The following is a 23,803-nucleotide window of genomic DNA, read 5'->3' as shown; positions in this document are numbered from 1 at the left end:
GGGGCGGAGCCCCGGGTTCCTCCAGCCCCGCCGGCGATTGAGGCGCGGGGTCCGGGGCGGAGCCCCGGGGAACGGGCGAAGGGCGGGGCGGGGAGACGGCCCCGCGCAGCGGCCCCGCCCCACCGGCACCCGCACCCGGCGTTTGCGCCCCGACCTGCTGGGCAGAGCCCCGGCAGCGACGCCGCACCGGACCGACCTCACGCCACCCCACCTCCCGGCCAGGGAAAAGGCCACCTAAGATGACCTTCCGGCGGACCACTCGGCCCGTCACCGCCGAGGACGGCGACATGGGAGGAAGCCCGGTGCGATTCCGGCGCGGTCCCGCCACTGTGAGCCCCGCGGAGCGATCCGCGGGGTGAGTCAGGAACTCCCGCTGTCCTCACTGCCCGGGGCGCGGAAACCCCGAGGAAGGCCTGCCGCCGCATGATCCTGCTGCTGTCGACGTCCGACACCGATCTGCTCAGCGCCCGCGCCGCGAACACCGCCGACGGCCCCGTGCCGTACCGGTTCGCGAACCCCTCCCGCCTCCCCCTCGACGACCTCCCCGGGCTCCTCGACGGCGCCGACCTGGTCGTCGTCCGCCTCCTCGGCGGCCTGCGCGCCTGGCAGGACGGCCTCGACGTGCTCCTGGCCGCCGGCCAGACCCGCCCGGTCGTGGTGCTGACCGGCGAACAGGCCCCGGACGCCCAGCTGATGGAGGCCTCCACGGTCCCGATCGGCATCGCCGCCGAGGCCCACCGCTACCTCGCGCACGGCGGCCCGGCCAACCTGGAGCAGCTGGCCCGCTTCCTCTCCGACACGGTCCTGCTCACCGGCCACGGCTTCGAGCCCCCGGCCGCCTCCCCCACCTGGGGCCCCCTGGAGCGCCCGGCCACGGAGGCCGCCGGCCCCCGGATCGCCGTGCTCTACTACCGCGCCCACCAGATGAGCGGCAACACCGCCTTCGTGCACGCCCTCTGCGACGCCGTCGAGGCCAAGGGCGGCCGCCCCCTCCCCCTGTACGTCTCCTCCCTGCGCAGCCCGGAGCCGGAGCTGCTCCAGGCGCTGGAGCAGGCGGACGCCATCGTCACCACCGTCCTCGCCGCCGGCGGCACCCGCCCCGCCACGGCCTCCGCGGGCGGGGACGACGAGTCCTGGGACGCGGGCGCCCTGGCCGGCCTCGGCGTGCCGATCCTCCAGGCCCTGTGCCTGACGGGCTCGCGCGGCAACTGGGAGGAGAACGACGAGGGCCTCTCCCCCCTCGACGCCGCCACCCAGGTCGCCGTGCCCGAGTTCGACGGCCGCCTGATCACCGTCCCGTTCTCCTTCAAGGAGATCGACGAGGACGGCCTGCCCGCCTACGTGGCCGACGCCGAGCGCGCCTCCCGCGTCGCCGGCATCGCGGTGCGCCACGCCCGGCTGCGCCACATCGAGCGCGCCGACAAGCGGATCGCGCTGGTCCTCTCCGCGTACCCCACCAAGCACTCCCGCATCGGCAACGCGGTCGGCCTGGACACCCCGGCCAGCGCCGTGGAACTCCTGCGCACCCTGATCGCCGAGGGCTACGACTTCGGCCCCGTCGAGGAGATCCCGGGCCTGGTCTCGGGTGACGGCGACGAGATGATCCGCGCCCTGATCGAGGCCGGCGGCCACGACCAGGACTGGCTCACCGAGGAGCAGCTGGCCCGCAACCCCGTCCGCATCCCGGCGGCCGACTACAAGCGCTGGTTCGCCGAACTCCCCGCCGACCTGCGCGAGAGCGTCGAGGAGCACTGGGGCGAGGCCCCCGGCAACATGTTCGTGGACCGCTCCTCGAACCCCGAGGGCGACATCGTCCTCGCCGCCCTGCGCCGCGGGAACCTCCTGATCCTCATCCAGCCGCCGCGCGGCTTCGGCGAGAACCCGATCGCGATCTACCACGACCCGGACCTGCCGCCCTCGCACCACTACCTGGCCGCGTACCGCTGGATCCAGGCGGCCGCGCAGGACGGCGGCTTCGGCGCCGACGCGATGATCCACCTGGGCAAGCACGGCAACCTGGAGTGGCTGCCCGGCAAGAACGCGGGCCTGTCCGCCTCCTGCGCCCCGGACGCCGCCCTCGGCGACCTCCCCCTCGTCTACCCCTTCCTGGTCAACGACCCGGGCGAGGGCACCCAGGCCAAGCGCCGGGTCCACGCCACCCTCGTCGACCACCTGGTCCCGCCGATGGCGCGCGCCGAGTCGTACGGCGACATCGCCCGCCTGGAGCAGCACCTGGACGAGTACGCCCAGATCAGCTCCATGGACCCGTCCAAGCTCCCGGCGATCCGAGCCCAGATCTGGACCCTCATCCAGGCCGCGAAGCTCGACCACGACCTGGGCCTGGCCGAACGCCCCGACGACGACGGCTTCGACGACTTCCTGCTCCACGTCGACGGCTGGCTGTGCGAGGTCAAGGACGCCCAGATCCGCGACGGCCTGCACGTCCTGGGCGGCGCCCCGACCGGTGAGGCCCGGGTCAACCTGGTCCTCTCCATCCTCCGCGCCCGCCAGATCTGGGGCGGCACCTCCGCCCTGCCCGGCCTGCGCGAGGCCCTCGGCCTCGACGAGTCGGCGGCCACCCGCACCTCGGCGGACGCCGTCGAGGAGACGGCCCGCGCCCTGGTGCAGGCGATGGAGGACGCGGACTGGAAGCCGTCGGCGGTCGCCTCGATCGCGGCGGGCCACCCTTCCGCGGTCGCGGACATCCTCACCTTCGCCGCGCACGAGGTGGTCCCCCGCCTGGCAGGCACCACGGACGAGATCGCGCACGTCGTCCGCGCCCTGGACGGCGGCTTCGTCCCGGCGGGCCCGTCCGGCTCCCCCCTGCGCGGCCTGGTCAACGTCCTCCCGACGGGCCGCAACTTCTACTCGGTCGACCCGAAGGCCGTCCCCTCCCGCCTCGCGTGGGAGACGGGCCAGGCCCTGGCCGACTCCCTCCTGACCCGCTACCGCGCGGACCACGAGGACGAGTGGCCCGCCTCGGTCGGCCTCTCCCTCTGGGGCACGAGCGCGATGCGCACGGCCGGCGACGACGTGGCGGAGGCCCTGGCCCTCCTCGGCGTCCGCCCGGTCTGGGACGAGGCCTCCCGCCGCGTCACGGGCATCGAGGCGATCCCCCTCACTGAACTCGGCCGCCCCCGAATCGACGTGACCCTCCGCATCTCGGGCTTCTTCCGCGACGCGTTCCCGCACGTCATCGGCCTCCTCGACGACGCGGTCCGGCTGGCGGCCTCCCTGGACGAGCCCCACACCGAGAACTTCATCCGCGCCCACGCCCAGGCCGACCTCGCCGCCCACGGCGACGAGCGCAAGGCCACCACCCGCATCTTCGGCTCCCGCCCGGGCACGTACGGCGCGGGCATCCTCCAGCTGATCGACTCCCGCGACTGGCGCACCGACGCCGACCTCGCGGAGGTCTACACGGTCTGGGGCGGCTACGCGTACGGCCGAGGCCTGGAAGGCCGCCCGGCCCGCACGGAAATGGAGACGGCCTACAAGCGCATCACGGTCGCCGCCAAGAACACCGACACCCGCGAGCACGACATCGCGGACTCGGACGACTACTTCCAGTACCACGGCGGCATGGTGGCCACCGTCCGCGCCCTGCGCGGCACGGCCCCCGAGGCCTACATCGGCGACTCCACCCGCCCGGAAACGGTCAAGACCCGCACCCTGGTCGAGGAAACCAGCCGGGTCTTCCGAGCCCGCGTCGTCAACCCCAAGTGGATCGAGGCGATGCGCCGCCACGGCTACAAGGGCGCCTTCGAACTCGCGGCCACGGTCGACTACCTCTTCGGCTACGACGCCACGACGGGCGTGGTCGCGGACTGGATGTACGACAAGCTCACGGAGACGTACGTCCTCGACCCCACCAACCGCGCCTTCCTGGAGGAGGCCAACCCCTGGGCCCTCCACGGCATCGCCGAACGCCTCCTGGAGGCCGAGTCCCGCGGCATGTGGGAGAAGCCGGACCCCCAGATCCTCGAATCCCTCCGCCAGGTCTACCTGGACACGGAGGGCAACCTGGAGGGCGAAGGGGAGTAAGCGCCCCAGAATGTGCGGCATGTGCCACTACTGCGGATGCCGCCAGATCCCGCTGATCAAGGAGTTCGTCTCCGAGCACGAGACGGTGACCGACGCGGCGGGTGACGCCCTCCGGGCTCTGGACGCGGGCGACCTCACCAAGGCCCGTGCCCTGCTCACCACTGTTCAGGCCGTCCTCCTCGCCCACTGGAAGGGTGAGGAGGACGGCCTGTTCGCGGTGATGTCGGGCGACCCCGAGTACGCGGCCTACATCGAGGCCCTGGTCGCGGAGCACCGTGAGCTGGCGGCCTTCCTGGACTCCGCCGACCTCTCCTCCCCCGCCGACGCGCAGGCCTTCCGCGAGGCCGTGGCGGAGCTCCACCACCACATCGCGAAGGAGGAGGACGGCCTGTTCCCGGCCTCCCTCACCGCCCTGACCGGCGAGGACTGGGACGCGTCCATCGCGGCCTGGCGCGCGGCCCATCCGGACGCGACCCTGCACGCGGCGGGCTGAACTCCTCCGACACCAGAACGGCCCCGCGCGCCGGGAAACGGGGTCCGCATCACCTGAAACGGTGAACTGCCCCTTATCACCGGGGCACCCGGGGTAGGGCCCTGCTGATCTCGTGCGGGGGCCGGGTCGTCCGGGCCCCGTGCCCCGGACGAAAGGCCCGCCCCTCGTGACGCAGCAGCCGTTTCAACTGCCGGAGTTCTACGTGCCGTACCCGGCGCGGCTGAACCCCCACCTGGAGGAGGCCAGGGCCCACACCAAGGAGTGGGCGCGCGCGTTCGAGATGCTGGAGGGGTCCGGGGTGTGGGACGAGCGGGACCTCGACGCCCACGACTACGCCCTGCTCTGCGCCCACACCCACCCCGACTGCGACGCGGCGGCGCTCTCCCTCGTCACCGACTGGTACGTGTGGGTCTTCTTCTTCGACGACCACTTCCTGGAGACCTTCAAGCGCTCCCAGGACCGCGCCGGGGCCAGGGCCTACCTCGACCGGCTCGCCGCCTTCATGCCGATGGACCTGGCGGAAGGTTTCCCCGAGCCGACCAACCCCGTCGAGGCCGGGCTCGCCGACCTGTGGGCGCGTACCGTCCCGGCCATGTCGGCCGGCTGGCGGGAGCGGTTCTCGCTGTCCACGAAGAACCTGCTCGACGAGTCCATGTGGGAGCTCGCCAACATCGGCATCGGCCGGATCGCCAACCCCCTCGAGTACATCGAGATGCGGCGGAAGGTCGGCGGGGCGCCCTGGTCGGCCGGGCTGGTCGAGTACGCGGCCGCCGAAGTGCCGGCGCGCGTGGCGCACTCGCGTCCGCTGGGCGTCCTGCGCGACGCCTTCTCCGACGCCGTGCACGTCCGCAACGACATCTTCTCCTACCAGCGCGAGGTCACCGACGAGGGCGAACTGTCCAACGCCGTCCTGGTGCTGGAGACCTTCCTCGGCTGCTCCACCCAGGAGGCCGCCGAGATCTCCAACGACCTGATCACCTCCCGACTCCAGCAGTTCGAGCAGACCGCGCTCGCCGAACTCCCCCCGCTCTTCGCCGAACACGCCCTCGCCCCGCACGAGATCGCGGCCGTCCTCGCCTACGTCAAGGGGCTCCAGGACTGGCAGTCCGGGGGGCACGAGTGGCACATGGTCTCCAGCCGCTACATGAACGAGGGGGCCAGGCCCACCGCCCGGCTCTCCCTGCCCTTCCTACCGGGCGGGCTCGGGACCAGCGCCTTCGACCTGGGGTCCGTCTTCACCCGGCGGTCCATGGAGATGCGCGGCCGCGCCTTCGCCTTCACCCCCTTCGAGCACACCGGCCCCTCGGTGATCCCCGAGATGAGCCTGCCCTTCGAGGTGTCCCTCAGCCCGCACCTCGCGCACGCCCGCGAGGGATCGGTGGCGTGGGCCCGCAGGACGGGGCTGCTCGATCCGCAGCCCGGGGACCCCGGTTCGGCGATCTGGACCGAGGAGCGGCTGCGCCGCTTCGACCTCGCCCTGTGCTGCGCGGGCATGGACCCCGACGCCACCGCCGACGCACTGCTCCTCAGCACGCTCTGGATGACCTGGGGGACGTACGCGGACGACTACTACCCGCTGGTGTTCGGGCGGTCCGGGAACATCGCCGCCGCCAAGGCCGCCACCGCGCGGCTGGTGTCGATGATGCCGCTGGACGACGGCGAGCCGCCGGCGGCTCCGGCCATCCCGATGGAACGTTCCCTTGCCGACCTGTGGCTGCGCACCGCGCCCGGCATGGACCCCGGCCTCCGCGCCGGGTTCCGGGCCGCCGTCGTGGACGTGCTGGAGAGCTGGGTGTGGGAGGTGGAGAACCGCGCCCACCACCGCGTCCCGGACCCGGTGGACTACGCCGAGATGCGCCGCCGCACCTTCGGCACCCGGCTGACGATGTACATGTGCCGGTTCGGGCACGCGGACCGGGGCGTCCCCGACGCCGTCTACGGCTCGGGCACCGTCCGCTCCCTGGAGAACGCGGCCGCCGACATCGCATGCATCCTGAACGACATCCACTCGTACCAGAAGGACGTGGAGTTCGACGGCGACATGCACAACCACCTCGTCGTCACACGGCACTTCTTCGACATCGGCTACCCCGAGGCCCTGCACATCTGCCGCTCCCTCATGGAGCAGCGGGCGGAGGAGTTCCAGCACACCGCCGCGAACCTGCTGCCTCAACTGTGCGCGGACCACGGGCTGGACGCCCGCGCCCGGGCCGGTGTCGACGCCTACGTGGAGGAACTCCGCGACTGGCTGGCCGGGATCATCAACTGGCACCGGAGGGCGGAGCGTTATCGTGAAGACGATCTGCGCCGACAGGCCGGCGGACTGTCCGCCGCCGTCCTGAGCGGCGGCTTCGGCATGGCGGCGGCGCGGATCGGGCTGCCCGCCTGAGCCGGGCAGCGGCGGGGGCGGACCGCTCGCCCGCCCCCGCCGCCAGAGCCGGACCCGACGGCTACTCCCGGACGGGCTCCGGGGCCCGGCGGGCGCCCTCCGGGCCGCTCCAGCCGGCCGGGACGCGGCCGAGCCGGACCCGCTGGGGGTGGTCGCCGACGGGGACGGAGACCCGCTTGGCTCCGGTGGCGAAGTCGATGGCGGTGACCCGGTCGGCGCCGCTCTCGGAGATCACGCAGCCCTTGCCGTCGCCGTCGACGGTGGCCCAGTACGGCTTGTCGGCGGGGATCAGGGGGCCCTCGGCGAGGGTGGCCCGGTCGACGACGGTGGCGTAGTCGTCCATGGTGCCGGCGACGCAGAGCTTCGTCCCGTCGGGGCTCATGGACAGCCCGTGGTGGCGGGAGTCGTTGACCCAGGTGGTGCGGTCGGTGCTGGTGGCGGGGTTCTCGGGGAGGGTCTTGACCCGGGTGATGCGGTCGGCGGCGACGTCGTACTCGACGAGGCCGTTGAAGAAGGACACCTGGAAGTAGAGGGTGGACTCGTCGGGGGTGAATACCATGGGGCGGACGGCGTCGGAGAGGTCCCGGCGGCCGAAGGCGTCGAGGCGTTCGCGCATGTCGACGGTCCGCACGGTGCGGAAGGTCCGCGCGTCGACCACGGTGAGTCTGCGGTCGCCCTTCGTCCAGTCCAGCCAGGGCGCGTCGAGCGCGGAGGTGACGTCGCCGATGGAGCTGTTCCACAGCAGGCCGCCGCCCTGGGTGAAGGTGTTCTCGTGCGGCTTGTCCCCGGTCGCGAAGGAGCCGACCTGCCGGCCGGTGGCGATGTCGAGGACGTGCACGGTGTTGGCGGTGGAGGCGGAGACGGCCACCCGGGTGCCGTCGGGCGAGACGGCCATGTGGTCGGAGCGGTAACCGGCCACCGGGAAGCGCCAGTTGATCCGCCCCGAGCGCAGGTCGACGGAGACGACGTCGGCGAAGCTGGGGCGCGAGACGACGACGGCGGTGCCGTCCGGGGTGGTGTACATGTCGTCGACGAACTGGTCGTGGCCCTCGCCCGCCGTGGCCCGGATGCCGAGGAAGAAGCCGAGCTTCACGGGGTTGAGGTAGATCTCCCGGAGCCGTTCCTCCTTGTCGGGGATCACGTTGATCCGGCCGACGCGGGCGAGGTCGCCGGTGGAGGCGAGGACGTCGGCGGTGCCCTCCCAGTTGTTGCCGACGAAGAGCACCTCCCGCAGTCCGCCGGCCGGGGGCGGCGCTGCCGGGGAGGACGCGGCGGCGGCCGGGGCGAGACCGGCCGCGAGGCCTGCCAGGGCCAGGGCGCACGCCAGGCGGAGGCTGCGGGCGGGGTTGCGCGAGGAGGTGCGACCGTACCGGGACATCCGCTCAACTCCGTTGCGGGGAGGCGTCGTTACCGGGCGGTAAAGTAGGCGGGACGGCGAGAAGGCGCAACCCTCGGGGCTGCGCCTTCTGTCATCGGGCCGGCGGGGCGCCGTCTCAGGCGACGGAGCCGATGCGGCCGATCAGCGTGTTCGAGGAGTCCCGGTGGATCGGGATGTGCGCGCCGGTCAGGGCCGCTCCGCTGCCGCCGCGGCGGTTCGCCACGATCTCGGCGGCGATGGACAGCGCGGTCTCCTCCGGGGAGCGGGCGCCGAGGTCCAGGCCGATCGGGGAGCGCAGCCGGGCCAGTTCGAGCTCGGTGACGCCGACGTCGCGCAGCCGCTTGTTGCGGTCCTCGTGGGTGCGGCGGGAGCCCATGGCGCCGACGTAGGCGACGGGGAGCTTGAGGGCCAGTTCGAGGAGCGGCACGTCGAACTTGGCGTCGTGCGTGAGGACGCACAGGACGGTACGGGCGTCGACGCCCCCGGAGTCGGCCTCGGCCTCCAGGTAGCGGTGCGGCCAGTCGACGACGATCTCGTCGGCCTCGGGGAAGCGCTTCTTGGTGGCGAACACGGGCCGTGCGTCGCACAGCGTCACGTGGTAGCCGAGGAACTTGCCGATCCGCACCAGGGCGGAGGCGAAGTCGATGGCCCCGAAGACGATCATCCGCGGGGGCGGGACGCTGGACTCGACCAGGACCTTGAGGGGCTCTCCGCAGAGCCGGCCGTCGGCGCCGATCTCCAGCACGCCGGTCTTGCCGGCGTCCAGCATGGCGCGGGCCTCCTCGGCGATGGTGCGGTCCAGCTCGGGGTGGCCGCCGAAGCCGCCCTCGAAGGTGCCGTCGCCCAGGACGAGCACGGCGCGGCCCTTGAGCTCGGCCGGCCCCTCGGCTATCCGGGCCAGGGCCGCCGCCTCGCCGCCGGAGGCGGCGCGCAGGGCGGAGGCGAGGACCTCGCGCTGGGGGGAGCCGACGGGTACCGGGGTGACCAGGATGTCGATGATCCCGCCGCAGGTCAGGCCCACGGCGAACGCGTCGTCGTCGCTGTAGCCGAAGCGCTCCTGGACGGTCTCGCCGTCCTCGAGCGCCTGGCGGCACAGCTCGTACACCGCGCCCTCCACGCATCCGCCGGAGACCGAGCCGATGGCCGTTCCCTCGCCGTCGACGGCGAGGGCGGCTCCGGGCTGCCGGGGCGCGCTGCCGCCGACCGCCACCACGGTGGCGACGGCGAAGTCACGTCCCTGCTCGACCCACCGGTTCAGTTCTTCGGCGATGTCCAGCATGTGCGGCCTCCTCGGAGAGGTTCGGTTTCCAGTATGGGATGCGTGAAGGGTGGTGACCCGGCCGGCACCGGGCCGCGGGGGGCCTGGTGCCGGTCGGGTCGGGTACCGATCTTCGCCTTACTACTTGACGCCGAGCCACGCCTCGATGGGGTGGAGCGCGAAGAAGATCAGGAAGACGACGGTGAGCGCCCACATGAAGGCACCGATCTCGCGGGCCTTGCCCTGCGCGACCTTGATGGCCACGTAGGAGAGCACACCGGCGGCGACACCGGGGGTGATCGAGTACGTGAACGGCATGATCACGACGGTCAGGAAGACCGGGATCGCGGTCGCGGCGTCGGCCCAGTCCACGTGGCGGGCGTTCTGCATCATCATCGCGCCGATGACGACCAGGGCCGCGGAGGCGACCTCACCCGGGACGATCTGGGTGATCGGGGTGAAGAAGAGGCAGGCGGCGAAGAGCAGACCGCTGACGACGGAGGCGAGACCTGTGCGGGCACCCTCACCGACGCCGGTGGCGGACTCGACGAAGACCGTCTGGCCGGAGCCGCCGGCGATGCCGCCGATGGCGCCACCGGCGCCGTCGATGAACAGCGCCTTCGACAGGCCCGGCATGCGGCCCTGGTCGTCGGCCAGCTTGGCCTCGGTGCCGACGCCGATGATGGTGGCCATGGCGTCGAAGAAGCCGGCGAGCACGAGGGTGAAGACGATCATGCCGACCGTCATGACGCCGACGTCGCCCCAGCCGCCGAACTCGACCTTGCCGAAGAGCGAGAAGTCGGGCATGGAGATGGCGGAGCCGTCCAGGACCGGCGGCCCGTTCTTCCAGGCCTTCGGGTCGATGTCGACGACGGCGTTGACGATGGCCGCGATGACGGTGCCGCCGACGATGCCGATCAGGATGGCGCCCGGGACCTTGCGGGCCTGGAGCATGAAGATCGCCAGCAGGGTGATGCAGAAGATCAGGACCGGCCAGCCGGCGAGCTCGCCGACCGAACCGAGCTGGACCGGAGGACCGAACTCGGGGCCCTTGCCGACGAAGCCGGCCTTCACGAGACCGATCAGGGCGACGAACATGCCGATGCCCATGGTGATCGCGTGCTTGAGCGCGAGCGGGATCGCATTCATGATCATCTCTCGGAGGCCGGTGACGACCAGGAGACAGATCACGACGCCGTACATCACGCACATGCCCATGGCCTGCGGCCAGGTCATCTGCGGGGCGACCTGCGAGGACAGGACGCCGGAGACGGAGAGGCCGGCGGCGAGGACCAGCGGGACCTTGCCGATGAAGCCCATCAGGAGGGTGGTCGCGGCCGCGGCGAAGGCGGTGGCCGTGATCAGGGCCTTCTGGCTCATCGTGTCTCCGGCGACGTCCTTGCCGGAGAGGATCAGCGGGTTGAGCAGGAGGATGTACGCCATCGCCATGAAGGTCGTGACGCCGCCACGGATCTCCGTGCCGACGCTGGACCCTCTATGGGTGATGTGAAAGTAACGGTCGAGCCAAGAACTGCCGGCGGGGCTCGGAGAGCCTTCTTTCGGCTCTTCTTCGGTGGTCTTGGACTCCACAGACGACTGGGTCATGGTGCCTAACTCCCAAGGTTCAAAGGGGCACCCGCATAAAGATTGGAGACGCGGGATTTGGGAAACTGCGTTGGCTGCACGACCCGGGGTGACGGCCCGAGGCGACGCGAATGTGCACTGCGTGTACTGCGGGTAGTGCGGGGGTGACCGCTGGTACTACGTGGGGGTTCTTGCAGGGGTGCTGCGGGTGAAGCTGACCGCGAGCGGTGCGGTTACTTCGGTGCTCCGGGCGGTGTGGCGGCAAGTGTGACGTTCCCGTGTCACACCGCCCGGAGAGTCCGAGGGGGTCCGGGGGCCTGATCGGCCCCCGGACCGCGCCGTCCTAGAGGGTCCCGGTGAGGGCTTCCGGACGGATCGGCGTCTTGTTGAGCTCCAGACCGGTCGCCGCCCGGATCGCCGCGAGGACGGCCGGGGTGGACGAGAGGGTCGGGGCCTCGCCGAGACCGCGAAGGCCGTACGGCGCGTTCGGGTCGGCGAGCTCCAGGACGTCGACCGGGATGGTCGGGGTGTCGAGGATGGTCGGGATCAGGTAGTCCGTGAAGGAGGGGTTGCGCACCTTCGCGGTCTTCGGGTCCACGATGATCTCTTCCATGACCGCCACGCCGAGGCCCTGGGTGGTACCACCCTGGATCTGGCCCACCACGGAGAGCATGTTGAGCGCCTTGCCGACGTCCTGCGCGGTCGCCAGCTCGACGACCTTGACGAGGCCGAGCTCGGTGTCCACCTCGACGACCGCGCGGTGCGCGGCGAAGGTGTACTGGACGTGGCCGTCGCCCTGGCCGGTCTTCAGGTCGAAGGCGACCGTCGGACGGTGACGGAACTCGAGTTCGAGGTCGATCGCCTCGTTCTCCAGGATCTCGGCGATGTCCGCGAGGACCTCGCCGCCGTCGGTGACGACCTTGCCGCCCTCCAGGAGGAGCTCGGCGTGGGCCCAGGCCGGGTGGTACGAGCCGTTCTTGCGGCGGCCCATCTCCAGCAGCGCCTCGCGGACGTGCTCGCAGGTGTTCTTCACGGCGCCACCGGTCATGTACGTCTGCCGGGAGGCGGACGTGGAACCGGCGGAGCCGACCTGCGTGTCGGCCGGGTGGATGGTCACCTGCGTGACGCCCAGCTCGGTACGGGCGATCTGCGCGTGGACGGTGACACCGCCCTGGCCGACCTCCGCCATGGCCGTGTGGACCATCGCGACGGCCTCGCCGTTGATGACCTCCAGGCGCACGCGGGCGGTGGAGTAGTCGTCGAAGCCCTCGGAGAAGCCGACGTTCTTGATGCCGACCGCGTAGCCGACGCCGCGGACGACGCCCTCGCCGTGCGTGGTGTTCGACAGGCCGCCGGGCAGCGCGCGGACGTCCGCGCCCTCGCCGGCGGTCTCCCACTGGCGCTCCGGCGGCAGCGGGCGGGCCTTGACCCGGCGCAGCAGCTCGGCGACCGGGGCCGGGGAGTCCACGACCTGGCCGGTGGGCATGATCGTGCCCATCTCCATGGCGTTCAGCTGGCGGAACTCGACCGGGTCCATGCCCAGCTTCGCCGCGAGCTTGTCCATCTGGGCCTCGTACGCGAAGCAGGCCTGGACGGCGCCGAAGCCGCGCATCGCGCCACAGGGCGGGTTGTTCGTGTAGAGCGCGATCGCCTCGATGTCCACGTCGTCGATGACGTACGGGCCCACCGAGAGGGAGGACGCGTTGCCGACGACGGCCGGGGAGGCCGAGGCGTAGGCACCGCCGTCGAGCACGATCTTGCACTTCATGTGCGTGATCTTGCCGTCCTTGGTGGCGCCGTGCTCGTAGTAGAGCTTCGCCGGGTGGCGGTGCACGTGGCCGAAGAAGGACTCGAAGCGGTTGTAGACGATCTTGACCGGCTTGCCCGTGGCCAGGGCCAGGAGGCAGGCGTGGATCTGCATCGAGATGTCCTCGCGGCCGCCGAAGGCACCGCCGACGCCCGAGAGCGTCATGCGGACCTTCTCCGGCGGCAGGCCCAGGACCGGGGCGATCTGCTGGAGGTCCGAGTGCAGCCACTGGGTGGCCACGTACAGGTCGACGCCGCCGTCCTCGGAGGGTACGGCCAGGCCGGACTCCGGGCCGAGGAAGGCCTGGTCCTGCATGCCGAAGGTGTACTCGCCCTCGACGATCACGTCGGCCCGCTTGCGGGCCTCCTCCACGTTGCCGCGGATGATCGGCTGGCGGTGCACGATGTTCGGGTGCGGGACGTGACCGGAGTGGTGGTCGTCGCGGCCCTCGTGGATCAGCGGCGCGTCGGCGGCGAGGGCGGAGGCCTCGTCCGTGACGAGCGGCAGCTCACGGTAGTCGATCTTGATCTTGGCGGCCGCGCGGCGGGCGGTCTCCGGGTGGTCGGCGGCCACGAGGGCGACCGGCTCACCGTGGTGGCGCACCCGGCCGTTGGCCAGGACCGGGGTGTCCTGGATCTCCAGGCCGTAGTTCTTCATCTCGGCCGGCAGGTCGTCGTACGTCAGGACCGAGTAGACGCCCGGCATGGCCAGGGCCTCGGAGATGTCGATGGAGACGATCTCGGCGTGGGCCACGGTGCTGCGCAGGGTCTGGCCCCACAGCATGTCCTCGTGCCACATGTCCGAGGAGTACGCGAACTCGCCGGTGACCTTGAGGGTGCCGTCCGGACGGAGCGTGGACTCGCCGATGCCGCCCTTGTTGTGCTTCTGGGTGACGTTCGTCGGCGTACCCACGGTGCGGGTGTTCTGAGCCATGATCAGACCGCCTCTCCCTGACGGGCGGCCGCGAGGCGGACCGCGTCGAGGATCTTCTCGTAGCCCGTGCAACGGCAGAGGTTGCCGGACAGGGCCTCGCGGATGTCCTGGTCGGACGGGTCGGCGTTCTGCTCCAGGAGCGCGTCGGCCTGGACCAGCAGACCCGGGGTGCAGAAACCGCACTGGACGGCGCCGGCGTCGATGAACGCCTGCTGGATGTTGGAGAGCGCGACGCCCTCACCGGTCTGGGAGTCGGTGCCCTTGGCGGACCACTGCTTGGCCTCGTCCGTGGACACGCCCTTGCCGCCGCCGCACGCGCCGGTGCCGCAGCCGTGGCCGTGCTCCTCGCGCTGCTTGGCGAAGTCGGCCAGGCCCTCGACGGTCACGACGTCGCGACCCTCGACCTGACCGGCCGCGACCAGGCAGGAACAGACCGGCACGCCGTCGAGGCGGACGGTGCAGGAACCGCACTCGCCCTGCTCGCAGGCGTTCTTCGAACCGGGCAGGCCCAGGCGCTCACGCAGCACGTAGAGGAGGGACTCGCCCTCCCAGACGTCGTCGGCTTCCTGCGGACGACCGTTGACGGTGAAATTGACGCGCATGATTACGCAGCCCCTTCAAGCGAGCGGCCGTTGGTGCCGCGGTACTGCTCCCAGGTCCAGACGAGCTGGCGGCGAGCAAGGATGCCAACCGCGTGACGGCGGTACTTCGCCGTGCCGCGGACGTCGTCGATCGGGTTGCACGCGGCGGACGCGAGCTCACCGAACTGCTTGGCGATCGACGGGGTGATGACCTTGCCGTTGTCCCAGAAACCGCCCTCTTCGAGCGCGGCGTTCAGGAACTCCTCGGCGGCCTTCGCCCGGACCGGGGTCGGGGCGGCCGAGCCGATGCCCGTACGGACCGTGCGGGAGTCGGGGTGCAGCGCGAGGCCGAAGCCGCACACGGCGATGACCATCGCGTTGCGGGTGCCGACCTTCGAGTACTGCTGGGGGCCCGTGGCGTTCTTGATGTGCACCGACTTGATGAGCTCGTCGGCGGCGAGCGCGTTGCGCTTCACACCGGTGTAGAACTCGTCGATCGGGATCATGCGGGAGCCGCGCACGGACTCGACCTCGACCTCGCACCCTGCGGCCAGCAGGGCGGGGTGGGAGTCACCGGCGGGGGAGGCGCAACCGAGGTTGCCGCCGACACCGCCGCGGTTGCGGATCTGCGGGGACGCGACCGTGTGCGAGGCGAGCGCGAGACCCGGCAGCGTCGCGCGCAGGTTCTCCATGATCTGGGTGTACGGGACGGAGGCACCCAGCTTGGTGATCTCCTCGCCGACCTCCCACTCCCGCAGCAGCTCGATGCGGTTGAGGTCCAGGAGGTATTCCGGACGGCGGTGGTCGAAGTTGATCTCGACCATGATGTCGGTGCCACCCGCAATCGGCACAGCTGTGGGGTACTCGGCCTTGGCGGCGAGTGCCTCCTCCCAGCTGGCGGGGCGAAGGAAGTCCATGTGCGGCTCTCTTCTTCTTAGTCGGGCCGTTCACTTCAAGCCAGGAGGCCTAGGGGCCCTCGACTGGTCGTTCACGTGCTGTTAACGCGGTGTGGAGCCAGTACACAAGCCCTGGGTCCCGGGGTGCAGTCACCGAAACCATGAAGGAGTTGGCTGGGTGCCTCTCTCGTCTTGTAGATTCGTATGAAAGGCAGGATGCGACGACCTGCCCGATTTCCAACGGCAACATTCGAGACAGATCGGCGGCGACATCATGCGGCTGCGCGCACTGCTGGAAACCGAGGCGCTGGGGCTGCGGCTGCTGGGCGGCGAGGAAGAACTCGACCGGACGGTCCGCGGGGTCATGACGACCGACCTGAGGGATCCCAGCCGATACCTCTCCGGAGGAGAACTCGTCCTCACTGGCCTGGCATGGCGAAGAAATTCAGCCGACTCCGAGCCTTTCGTACGAATCCTCGCGAGCGCGGGGGTGGCCGGCCTCGCGGCGGGCGAAGCGGAACTCGGCGACATTCCCGATGATCTGGTTTCAGCCTGTCGGCGCAACCGGCTCCCGCTGTTCGCCGTGAACGAGGACGTTGCATTCGCCACCATCACGGAGTACGTGGTGAGGCAGGTCTCCGGCGAGCGCGCGGGCGACCTCGCGGCCGTCGTCGACCGCCACCGGCGGCTGATGACCTCGGGGCCGGCGGGTGGCGGACCCGATGTGGTGCTGGATCTGCTCACCACGGACCTCGATCTGCGGGCCTGGGTGCTCTCCCCCACCGGGCGGCAGATCGCCGGAGCGGGCGAGCCCCTGTCCCCGGGCGTCTGCGCGACGCTGGCGAGCGAACACCTCGCGGCGGTCCGGACCGGCCGCAGGGGCCCGCACCGGCTGTCCCTCCAGGGTATTACCTACTCCCTCTTCCCGATCAGGGGAGCGGGCCGCGGCCAGGGCCCCGGGGCCCGTGACGTGCGCGAAAGCGTGCTGTCCGACTGGCTCCTCGCGGTCGAGGCCGACGCGGGCGACTGGCCGGCCGAGCGGCTCGACCTGCTCCAGGGCGTCACCCAGCTGATCGCCGTCGAACGCGACCGCCGTGACGCGGCCCGCACGGTGCGCCGCCGGCTGGCGCAGGAGGTGCTGGAGCTGGTCCAGACGGGTGCTCCGCCCGCCGAGATCGCCGCCCGCCTGCGGGTGGCGGCGCCGGTCCTGCTGCCCGGGCTGGGCTCCGCCCCGCACTGGCAGGTCGTCGTGGCGCGGGTGGACTGGGAGGGCGGGGACATCCCCGGCGGCCCGGTGGCCCAGTCGCTGCTGGAGGAGATCCTCGTCGACCCCTCGCTGTCCGGGCCGGAGCCGTCCGACCGGATCGCGGTGGCCCACGCGGGGGACGAGGCCATCGCCCTCGTGCCGCTGCCCGCGCTCTCCGGGGAGCCCGGCGAGGACAAGGGCCCGGACTCCGCGCTGCACGCCGACGCGCTGCTGGCGTCCGTCCGCGAGCCGCTGGCGGCCGGTCTGGCCGACGACGGCCGGCTCACCCTGGGCGTCAGCGCGGCCGTGCACTCCGCCGAGGGGCTGCGCGGGGCGCTGGAGGAGGCCCGGCACGCCCGCCGGGTCGCCGCCGCCCGTCCCGGCCGGGTCTGCGCCGCCGGCCACCACGAGCTCGCCTCGCACGTGCTGCTGCTGCCGTTCGTGCCGGACGACGTGCGCCGCGCCTTCACGGCCCGGCTGCTGGACCCGCTGCGCGACTACGACCGCCGCCACCGCGCGGAGCTCATCCCGACCCTGGAGGCCTTCCTCGACTGCGACGGCTCCTGGACCCGCTGCGCGACGCGGCTGCACCTCCACGTCAACACGCTGCGCTACCGTGTCGGGCGAATCGAGCAGCTGACGTCGCGCGACCTCTCGAGGCTGGAGGACAAGCTGGACTTCTTCCTGGCACTGCGCATGAGCTGACGAAACAGGCACCAAGGGGCCGGACGGGGGCCGCTGACGAACCGTCCGGACTTTGTGAAAGAGTTCACCCGACCCCTTGGCCGAGGCAGCCGATCCGTGCTCTCATTTCGCCCCAGGGCTCAACGACGTGCTGCTTGGTTGCTTCGGGGAGGGCAATGTGGCGGATACCGCCATGTCCGGTGCGGGATCAACGGGGGGCGACGACCCCCTCCAGCGAGCGATATGGCGGCTGCGCTCGCGCGGCTGTTGGACGGACGCGGCGGCGTTGCTGACGCCGTACGCGCACGAGGCCGGGGCAGCGGTCCAGCGGACCGCGCTCCTGGTCGAACGGTGCCTGTTCACCGGCCAGGGCTGGAGCGAGGCCGAGGACGCGCTGAGGGCGGCCGAGGCCACGGCCCGGGACGACGACGAACGCGGCGCGGCCGCCTGCGAGCGCGGCCAGCTGGCCTACGCCGCGACCGTGCTCGGCGTACGGGACCGGGCGGACGAGGCCCGCTCGGCGCTCGGCCGGGCGGCGGCGCTGCTGTCCCCGGGGTCGCGGACCCGGCCGCTGCTGGACTTCCGGCGGGGCCTGGTCGCCGAGCACCTCGCGGACGCCCCGCAGGCGGCCCGGCCGGCCTACCACCGGGCCCACGCGGGGGCGGAGGCGCACGGGGACACGCTGCTGCTGTCGTTCACCTGGCGCCACCTGGCCGCGCTGGCCCTGCGGGACGGGGAGGTGGCGGAGGCGCGCAAGGGCTTCGCGGAGTCCCTGCGGATCCGGGAGGACCTGGGCTTCCTGGTGGGCACGGCCCCCGCGCTGGCCGCGCTGGCCGAGGCGGAGCCGGAGCCGGAGGCCTCCCGGCTGCGGGAGGAGGCCCGCCGCCTGTTCCACCTCCTGGGCGGCATCCCGACCTGGCTGGCGGAACAACTCCACCCGACTCCCTCTTGACGCGCCGCTCGCGCGGCTCGGCCGTCGCCGCTGCGCGGGGCGAGGTCCCCTACCCGCCCTTCCACCGTTCCCCGGGCCCTGCCCGGACCCGTTCCGGACGCTCCGCGCCCGTTGCGCTCAAACGCCGCGCGGGCTGTTTACAGCCCCGCCGGCGTTTGAGGCGCGGGGGTCCGGGGGCGGAGCCCCCGGGAAACGGCGAAAGGGCGGGGCGGGGAGACGGCTCCGCGCAGCGGGACCCGCAGGCGGCTACGCGCCCGCGAAGTGGGTGCGGACCAGGGACTCGACCGCCGGGAGGTCCTGCGCGATCAGCGCCTCCAGCAGCGCCGAGTGCTCGGCCGCGTCGGCCATCAGGTCCGCGCACCGCACCCGCGGAGCCCCCGGCAGCGGCCACTGCGCCCGCCGGTGCAGCTCCTCGGCGATCTGCACCAGCTGCCCGTTGTCGGCCAGCGAGAGCACCGCCCGGTGGAAGGCGCGGTCCGCCTCCGCGTACCCCGGCAGGTCACCGGTGGCGGCCGCCTCCACCGTGGCGAGGGCCGCCGGGCGCAGGGTCTCCCAGGTGGCGGCCGGTACCGAGCGGGCCAGCCGCAGCATCACCGGGACCTCCAGCAGGGCCCGCACCTCGGCGAGCTCCGCCAGGCTGCGGGCGGTCCGGGTCAGCACCCGGAAGCCCCGGTTGGGCAGGCATTCCACCGCCCCCTCCAGCGCCAGCTGCTGCATCGCCTCGCGGACCGGGGTCGCGGAGACCCCGAAGCGTTCGCCGAGCGCCGGGCCCGAGTAGATCTCCCCCGGCACCAGCTCCCCGTCGACCAGCGCCGCGCGCAGCGCGTCCAGGACCTGTCCGCGCACCGAATGGCGCAGCACCTTCTGGGCCGGTATCACCGGCCGCACCGCCGGGCCGCAGGGCTCCGACGCCTCCGACGCCTCCGACGCCTCCGACACCAGGGCATGGGCCGCTCCGCGCACTCGGTCCTCCTCCGGGTCTCGACCGGTTCCGAGGATAGGTGACGGCCCCGGGGGCTCCGGGGTGCGCGAGGCGCGGATCACGTGAAGGAACCGGGGGCGGCGGGGGGCGGACGGATCGCCGTAGATCAGCTAAGGTTAGGCTAACCTTGCTCGCAACGCGTGATCGGTGGTCCGTCATGTCCGGCTCCGGCTCGGCCGTCCCCGTCCTGCTCCCGCCCGCACCCGCCCCGGCCGGCTCTCCGGTGGCGCGTGCGTACGAGCGCCTGACGGCGGCCTATCCGGGGCTGCGGATCCGCGAGCACGGCGCGCACGAACCCCTCCCTCGCGGTGTGGGATGGGTCGGCGCGCACGAGCTCGCGGCGGGCGGCGGGGCCCTCGACGCCCATCTCGCCTGGGACGCGGCCCAGGTGGTACGGGACTACGGGCGCCCGGCGCGGCCCGACGTGGTGGCCGGCTTCGGTCTGCACCGGTACGCCTGGCCGGCCTGCCTGCTGATCACCGTCCCGTGGTTCCTGGAGCGCCGGGTGCCCCGCCTCCCGGTGGACCGGGTGGCCTTCCACCGGACGGAGGGGCGGATGGCCGTACGGGTCGAGGAGTTCGCCTGCCTGCCCGGAGACCCGGCTGCCGCCCTCCCCGGGGCGCGGACCGTGGCGGGCGAGGAGGAACTGCGCGAGGAGGTGCGGGCCGCGGTGGCCCAGCACCTCGGACCGCTGCTGGAGGGGTTCGGCCCGCGGATGCGGCGCGGCCCGCGCGCCCTGTGGGCGACGGCCACCGACGAGATCGTCGAGGGCCTCTGGTACCTGGGGAGCCTGCTCGGCGAGGAGCGGCGGGCGGTGCGCGAGCTGGAACGGCTGCTGCCCGGGGCGCTCGCCCCGTACGCGGCGGGCGCGCGCTTCCGCACCCTCGCCGGCCCCTGCGGGACGGAGCTGACCACCCGGGACCGGGCGGGCTGCTGCTTCTTCTACACGGTCCGCCCGGAGGACACCTGCACGACCTGCCCCCGCACCCGCGACGCCGAGCGGGTCGCCCGGCTCACGGCCGCCGCGGCCTGAACCCACCCCGCCGGATGAAGCGTATTCGAACTCAACTCGGCTTACGCGAGCAGCAGTTCGAGACACAACACCCTATCCGACGGGCCCCGCCCCCCGTTGGCGTCCACTTGACCCGAAACCCACGTGCACCACGGACCGGCTGCGCCACTATGGCGCCCGGAAAGCCGCATACGCGAGGCAAGGGACAACCGCATGAGACTGACCGACATATCGCTGGACTGGCTGCTGCCCGGCGGCCTGTTGATCCTGGGCGTACTTGCGGCAGTGGCGGTGCTGGCCCGGGGGAAGCGTGAGGGCGAGAAGGCCGCGGCCGACGACAGCTGGGAACGCAGCGAGGAGCGCCGGCGGCGCAAGGAGGCCGTCTACGGCACCGCCTCGTACGTGCTGCTCTTCTGCTGCGCGGCGGTGGCCGCCGCGCTCTCCTTCCACGGGCTCGTCGGCTTCGGCCGGCAGAACCTCAACCTCTCCGGCGGCTGGGAGTACCTCGTCCCGTTCGGCCTCGACGGCGCCGCCATGTTCTGCTCGGTGCTCGCCGTGCGCGAGGCCAGCCACGGCGACGCGGCCCTCGGCTCCCGGATGCTGGTCTGGCTCTTCGCCGGGGCGGCGGCCTGGTTCAACTGGGTGCACGCGCCCAGGGGTTCGGGCCACGACGGGGCTCCGCAGTTCTTCGCCGGGATGTCGCTCTCGGCGGCCGTGCTCTTCGACCGGGCGCTCAAGCAGACCCGCCGGGCCGCGCTGCGCGAGCAGGGTCTGATCCCGCGCCCGCTGCCGCAGATCCGCATGGTGCGCTGGCTGCGGGCCCCCCGCGAGACCTTCGGCGCCTGGTCGCTGATGCTCCTGGAGGGCGTGCGCACGCTCGACGAGGCCGTCGACGAGGTGCGCGAGGACAAGAAGGAGCGGGAGCAGGACCGGCACCGCAGGCGGGAGCAGCACCGTCTGGACCGCGCCCGCATCAAGGCGCTGGGCCGGCAGAACAGGGCGTTCGGGCGGGCCCGGGCGCGTCAGGTCGACCTGCCGGGGCTGACCCCCGGGACGGGCTCCGCGCCGGTCGGCGCGGAGCCGGCCATATCGGAACCGGGACAACTGCCCTTGCGACGAAGGCCCTCCCTACAGGCCGTGAACGCGGCCGAGTCCGCTGACCCGGCCGGCCCCCGGACGGTGGACCTCACCGCCGAGGACGACACCCAGACCATCCCCCGGCTCGACTCACTGGAGCGCAAACTGAAGGACCTGGAGCAGCAGTTCGGCTGACCGGCACGACGGGCCGGAGCGGCCGTACCACCTCGGCGGGGCTGCCTTCGGGCGGCCCCGCCGTCCTGTGTCACGGGTCCGCCCGCGGCTACCCGGCGTCCTCCAGGGCGTCCGCCAGCTCGAACCAGACCACCTTGCCCGGCCCCAGGGCCGGCGGGTCCACGCCCCAGGTGTCGGCGAGCGCCTCCACCAGGACCAGTCCCCGTCCGTGCGTACCGTCGTCGGCGGACGGTACGTACGGCCGGGGCCTGCGGGCGGCGCCGTCGCGGACCTCCACCCTCAGCCGGGCTCCCTTGACGCTCGCGGACACCTCGGCCCCGCCCTCGGTGTGGACGAGGGCGTTCGTGACGAGTTCGGTGACCAGCAGCTCGGCCACCTGGGCCGTATCGGCCCCGCAGCGGTGACGGAGCAGCTCCCGCAGTTCCCTGCGGACCTGGCCCACCGCCTTCAGGTCGGCCCGGTGCACACTGCGCGTCATCTCCGCCTGGCCCTGCGACGGTTCGCGCGGCACAGGCCGCCCCCTCCGCCACGGCTTCCCGGTCTTCGCCCCCACGCGCACGGTGAAGTACCTCCCCGTATTCCGGTGCCTGGATCTCGAACAGGCCTACGGAATGCATGCCCTCGGGGCGGGTTCACACTCCTTCCCCCTCAACGGCCGGGCGGGCGGCGACCATGAGATCCGGCCATCCGCGGACGACCGGCCGCACCCCCGGCCGACACGGTCCCGCTGTCCGATGGTGCGAATCCGGTCACCGCTCGGACACCGTCCCTCGGTGGATCCGACAGCCCCGCTTCCTCCCGCACCCCCTCCACCAGAGCGGCCCCGCCACCGGCCGGGCGGCCGCGGCGCGCGGTTCCGTACGGACGGAGGCCGGAAACCGGTGGATCCCGTCCGGTCGGTACGGGCCTCCGGCGCCGAAGAGGGGCAGTTTGACGGGCGGGGCGTACTGCACGAGGGGGAGGAAAACTCCCACCGGCGGCGAGATTCCGCCGTCGCCCCCGGCGGCTCCCCTTGACGGGCTCCGGTCAGGCCTCCCAGACGGCGGCGGCCGTGCGGTCGTCGGCGTAGCCCTTGAGGCGGAGCTGGGTGTCCGCGAGGAAGGCGGCCAGTCCCGGTGGCTCCCCCTGCGACCAGCGGGCGGCGAGTTCGGCCGGGAGCAGGCCCTCCTCGCGCATGGGGTCGGCGAGGCCTCCGGAGCAGAGCAGCAGGGTGTCTCCCGGGCGGGCCGCGGCGGCGCGGAACCGGAAGGCGCCGGCGGCGGCGTCCTCCTCCAGATCCTGCCAGCGGCCGCCGCGGAGCCGGAACACCCCGCCCGCGCCGAAGCCGAAGCAGACCCGGTGCGGGCACCGCGGGTCCAGCGGCAGCAGCAGCCCGCGCAGTCCGGCGGTGTAGGACTCCTCGTCGAGCCCGAGTTCGGCGGCGCGGGCCCGCAGCCGCCCGTAGCCCCGGTCGGTGAGCCGCTGGAGCCCCGAGAGCAGGGCCTCGCGGCGGCCCGCCCGGATGTCCTCGGCGAGCCGCTCCCGGCTGCGCCCGACGGCCGCGGCGACGGAGTGCCCGAGTTCGGCGGCGGCCTCGCGGGCGCCGGGGGCGGCCCGGTCCCCGCCGGCCAGGACCACCAGCACGAGGGCGTCGTCCCCGCTGCCGAAGCGGGCGGTGAGCAGGAAGTCCCGGCGGGCGTCGCCCCGGTAGCGGGCGGAGTCGCCGCGCAGCGAGGCGGCGCGCAGGGTGTAGGTGCCGTACCGGGCGCCCTCAAGGACGGTGTCGGGGGTGAGCAGGTCCAGCTCGGCGGGGTCGGCGGCGGGGAGCGCCCCCGGCTCGGCGGCGTAGGTGGGGGCGCGGTCCCCGAGGTGGCCGACCGCGGGCCGTTCGTCCGGCTCGGGCAGGGGCTCCGGACTCGGCTCGGCCCGCGCCTCCGGCGGTGCGGGCGGCACGGCGACGTCCCCCTCCGCGTAGGCGGTGGCCCCCGTCACCCGGGGGTCGTGCCGGGGCGGCGGGACGGTCGCGGCGCCCTTCTCCAGCCGCAGCGGCTCCACCGGCCCCGGACGCCGCTCGGGCGCCACCGGGGGCCCGGCGGGCGGCGCGGGCGGGGGTCCGGCGGGCGGCGCGGGCGCGTCGGCAGGCGGGACGGGCGGGGCGGCAGGCGGCCCGGCGGGCGGGGCGGGCGCGCCAACGGGCGGCGCGGGCGGCGGCCCTTCAGGCGGCGCGGGCGGTCCCGCGAGGCCCGGGCCGCCCGCGGGTGCGGCGTCCGAGGCGCGGGGGCCGGGGAGCAGCGGGGGCGGCGGGGGCGCGGC

Annotated in this window: 16 protein-coding genes and 1 riboswitch; of the genes, 7 read left to right on the top strand and 9 right to left on the bottom strand. The window is 73.0% G+C overall.

The genetic code is table 11. From position 1 onward, the window contains the following. Positions 1–233: 233 nt before the first annotated feature. Positions 234–391, top strand: a riboswitch (cobalamin riboswitch). 32 nt (positions 392–423) lie between these two features. From cobN to AB0O29_RS26415, 3 genes are all read left to right on the top strand, one after another. Next, complete coding sequence (gene cobN / locus AB0O29_RS26425; RefSeq protein WP_365155789.1) at positions 424–4,044, top strand: cobaltochelatase subunit CobN; 3,621 nt, start codon at positions 424–426, stop codon at positions 4,042–4,044. A gap of 19 nt (positions 4,045–4,063) precedes the next feature. Then, a complete protein-coding gene (locus tag AB0O29_RS26420) occupies positions 4,064–4,537 on the top strand; it encodes a hemerythrin domain-containing protein (RefSeq protein ID WP_365155787.1) in 474 nt (157 codons plus the stop codon). A 166-nt stretch (positions 4,538–4,703) separates the two neighbouring features. Continuing rightward, positions 4,704–6,926 (top strand): germacradienol/geosmin synthase, encoded by a 2,223-nt coding sequence (locus AB0O29_RS26415; protein WP_365155784.1) that lies wholly within the window; start codon positions 4,704–4,706, stop codon positions 6,924–6,926. Positions 6,927–6,987: 61 nt separating this feature from the next. On the opposite strand, the gene AB0O29_RS26410 is transcribed toward AB0O29_RS26415, so the two are convergent. The 6 genes from AB0O29_RS26410 to AB0O29_RS26385 form a co-directional block, all read right to left on the bottom strand. After that, positions 6,988–8,304, bottom strand: coding sequence for a YncE family protein (locus AB0O29_RS26410; protein WP_365155781.1), 1,317 nt, complete (start codon positions 8,302–8,304; stop codon positions 6,988–6,990). A gap of 115 nt (positions 8,305–8,419) precedes the next feature. Further along, the gene (locus AB0O29_RS26405) at positions 8,420–9,583 is read right to left on the bottom strand and encodes an XdhC family protein (protein ID WP_365155778.1); all 1,164 of its coding nucleotides are present in this window, start codon (positions 9,581–9,583) and stop codon (positions 8,420–8,422) included. A 120-nt stretch (positions 9,584–9,703) separates the two neighbouring features. Beyond that, positions 9,704–11,167 (bottom strand): NCS2 family permease, encoded by a 1,464-nt coding sequence (locus AB0O29_RS26400; protein WP_365155775.1) that lies wholly within the window; start codon positions 11,165–11,167, stop codon positions 9,704–9,706. Between the two features lie 322 nt (positions 11,168–11,489). Further along, complete coding sequence (gene pucD / locus AB0O29_RS26395; protein ID WP_365155773.1) at positions 11,490–13,886, bottom strand: xanthine dehydrogenase subunit D; 2,397 nt, start codon at positions 13,884–13,886, stop codon at positions 11,490–11,492. A 2-nt stretch (positions 13,887–13,888) separates the two neighbouring features. Then, positions 13,889–14,488: a (2Fe-2S)-binding protein gene (locus tag AB0O29_RS26390; protein ID WP_365155770.1), complete on the bottom strand. Its 600-nt coding sequence runs from the start codon at positions 14,486–14,488 to the stop codon at positions 13,889–13,891. Between the two features lie 2 nt (positions 14,489–14,490). Further along, entirely contained in the window at positions 14,491–15,384 is an 894-nt protein-coding gene (locus AB0O29_RS26385; protein WP_365155767.1) for an FAD binding domain-containing protein, read from the bottom strand. A gap of 253 nt (positions 15,385–15,637) precedes the next feature. On the opposite strand from AB0O29_RS26385, the gene AB0O29_RS26380 reads away from it, so the two are divergent. Both AB0O29_RS26380 and AB0O29_RS26375 read left to right on the top strand, forming a co-directional pair. Beyond that, positions 15,638–17,314 (top strand): PucR family transcriptional regulator ligand-binding domain-containing protein, encoded by a 1,677-nt coding sequence (locus AB0O29_RS26380; RefSeq protein WP_365155765.1) that lies wholly within the window; start codon positions 15,638–15,640, stop codon positions 17,312–17,314. A gap of 172 nt (positions 17,315–17,486) precedes the next feature. Further along, complete coding sequence (locus AB0O29_RS26375) at positions 17,487–18,245, top strand: hypothetical protein (protein WP_365155795.1); 759 nt, start codon at positions 17,487–17,489, stop codon at positions 18,243–18,245. A 246-nt stretch (positions 18,246–18,491) separates the two neighbouring features. On the opposite strand, the gene AB0O29_RS26370 is transcribed toward AB0O29_RS26375, so the two are convergent. Continuing rightward, positions 18,492–19,133, bottom strand: a complete 642-nt coding sequence (locus AB0O29_RS26370) for a GntR family transcriptional regulator (RefSeq protein WP_365155792.1) — start codon at positions 19,131–19,133, stop codon at positions 18,492–18,494. 251 nt (positions 19,134–19,384) lie between these two features. Between AB0O29_RS26370 and AB0O29_RS26365 the strand changes: the two genes are divergently transcribed. Both AB0O29_RS26365 and AB0O29_RS26360 read left to right on the top strand, forming a co-directional pair. Next, positions 19,385–20,260, top strand: coding sequence for a (2Fe-2S)-binding protein (locus AB0O29_RS26365; protein WP_365155763.1), 876 nt, complete (start codon positions 19,385–19,387; stop codon positions 20,258–20,260). 192 nt (positions 20,261–20,452) lie between these two features. Then, the gene (locus AB0O29_RS26360; RefSeq protein WP_365155760.1) at positions 20,453–21,511 is read left to right on the top strand and encodes a DUF2637 domain-containing protein; all 1,059 of its coding nucleotides are present in this window, start codon (positions 20,453–20,455) and stop codon (positions 21,509–21,511) included. Positions 21,512–21,599: 88 nt separating this feature from the next. Here the strand turns inward: AB0O29_RS26360 and AB0O29_RS26355 are convergent, their stop codons facing one another. Together AB0O29_RS26355 and AB0O29_RS26350 are read right to left on the bottom strand one after the other, a co-directional pair. After that, entirely contained in the window at positions 21,600–21,989 is a 390-nt protein-coding gene (locus tag AB0O29_RS26355; protein ID WP_365155757.1) for an ATP-binding protein, read from the bottom strand. Between the two features lie 548 nt (positions 21,990–22,537). Further along, the coding region (locus AB0O29_RS26350; protein WP_365155754.1) for a protein phosphatase 2C domain-containing protein at positions 22,538–23,803 on the bottom strand (1,266 nt) is incomplete at its 5' end.

Source organism: Streptomyces sp. NPDC089915, assembly GCF_040684675.1.
In the GTDB taxonomy this organism is placed as follows: domain Bacteria; phylum Actinomycetota; class Actinomycetes; order Streptomycetales; family Streptomycetaceae; genus Streptomyces.
This window is presented reverse-complemented; position numbering and strand designations above follow the sequence as displayed.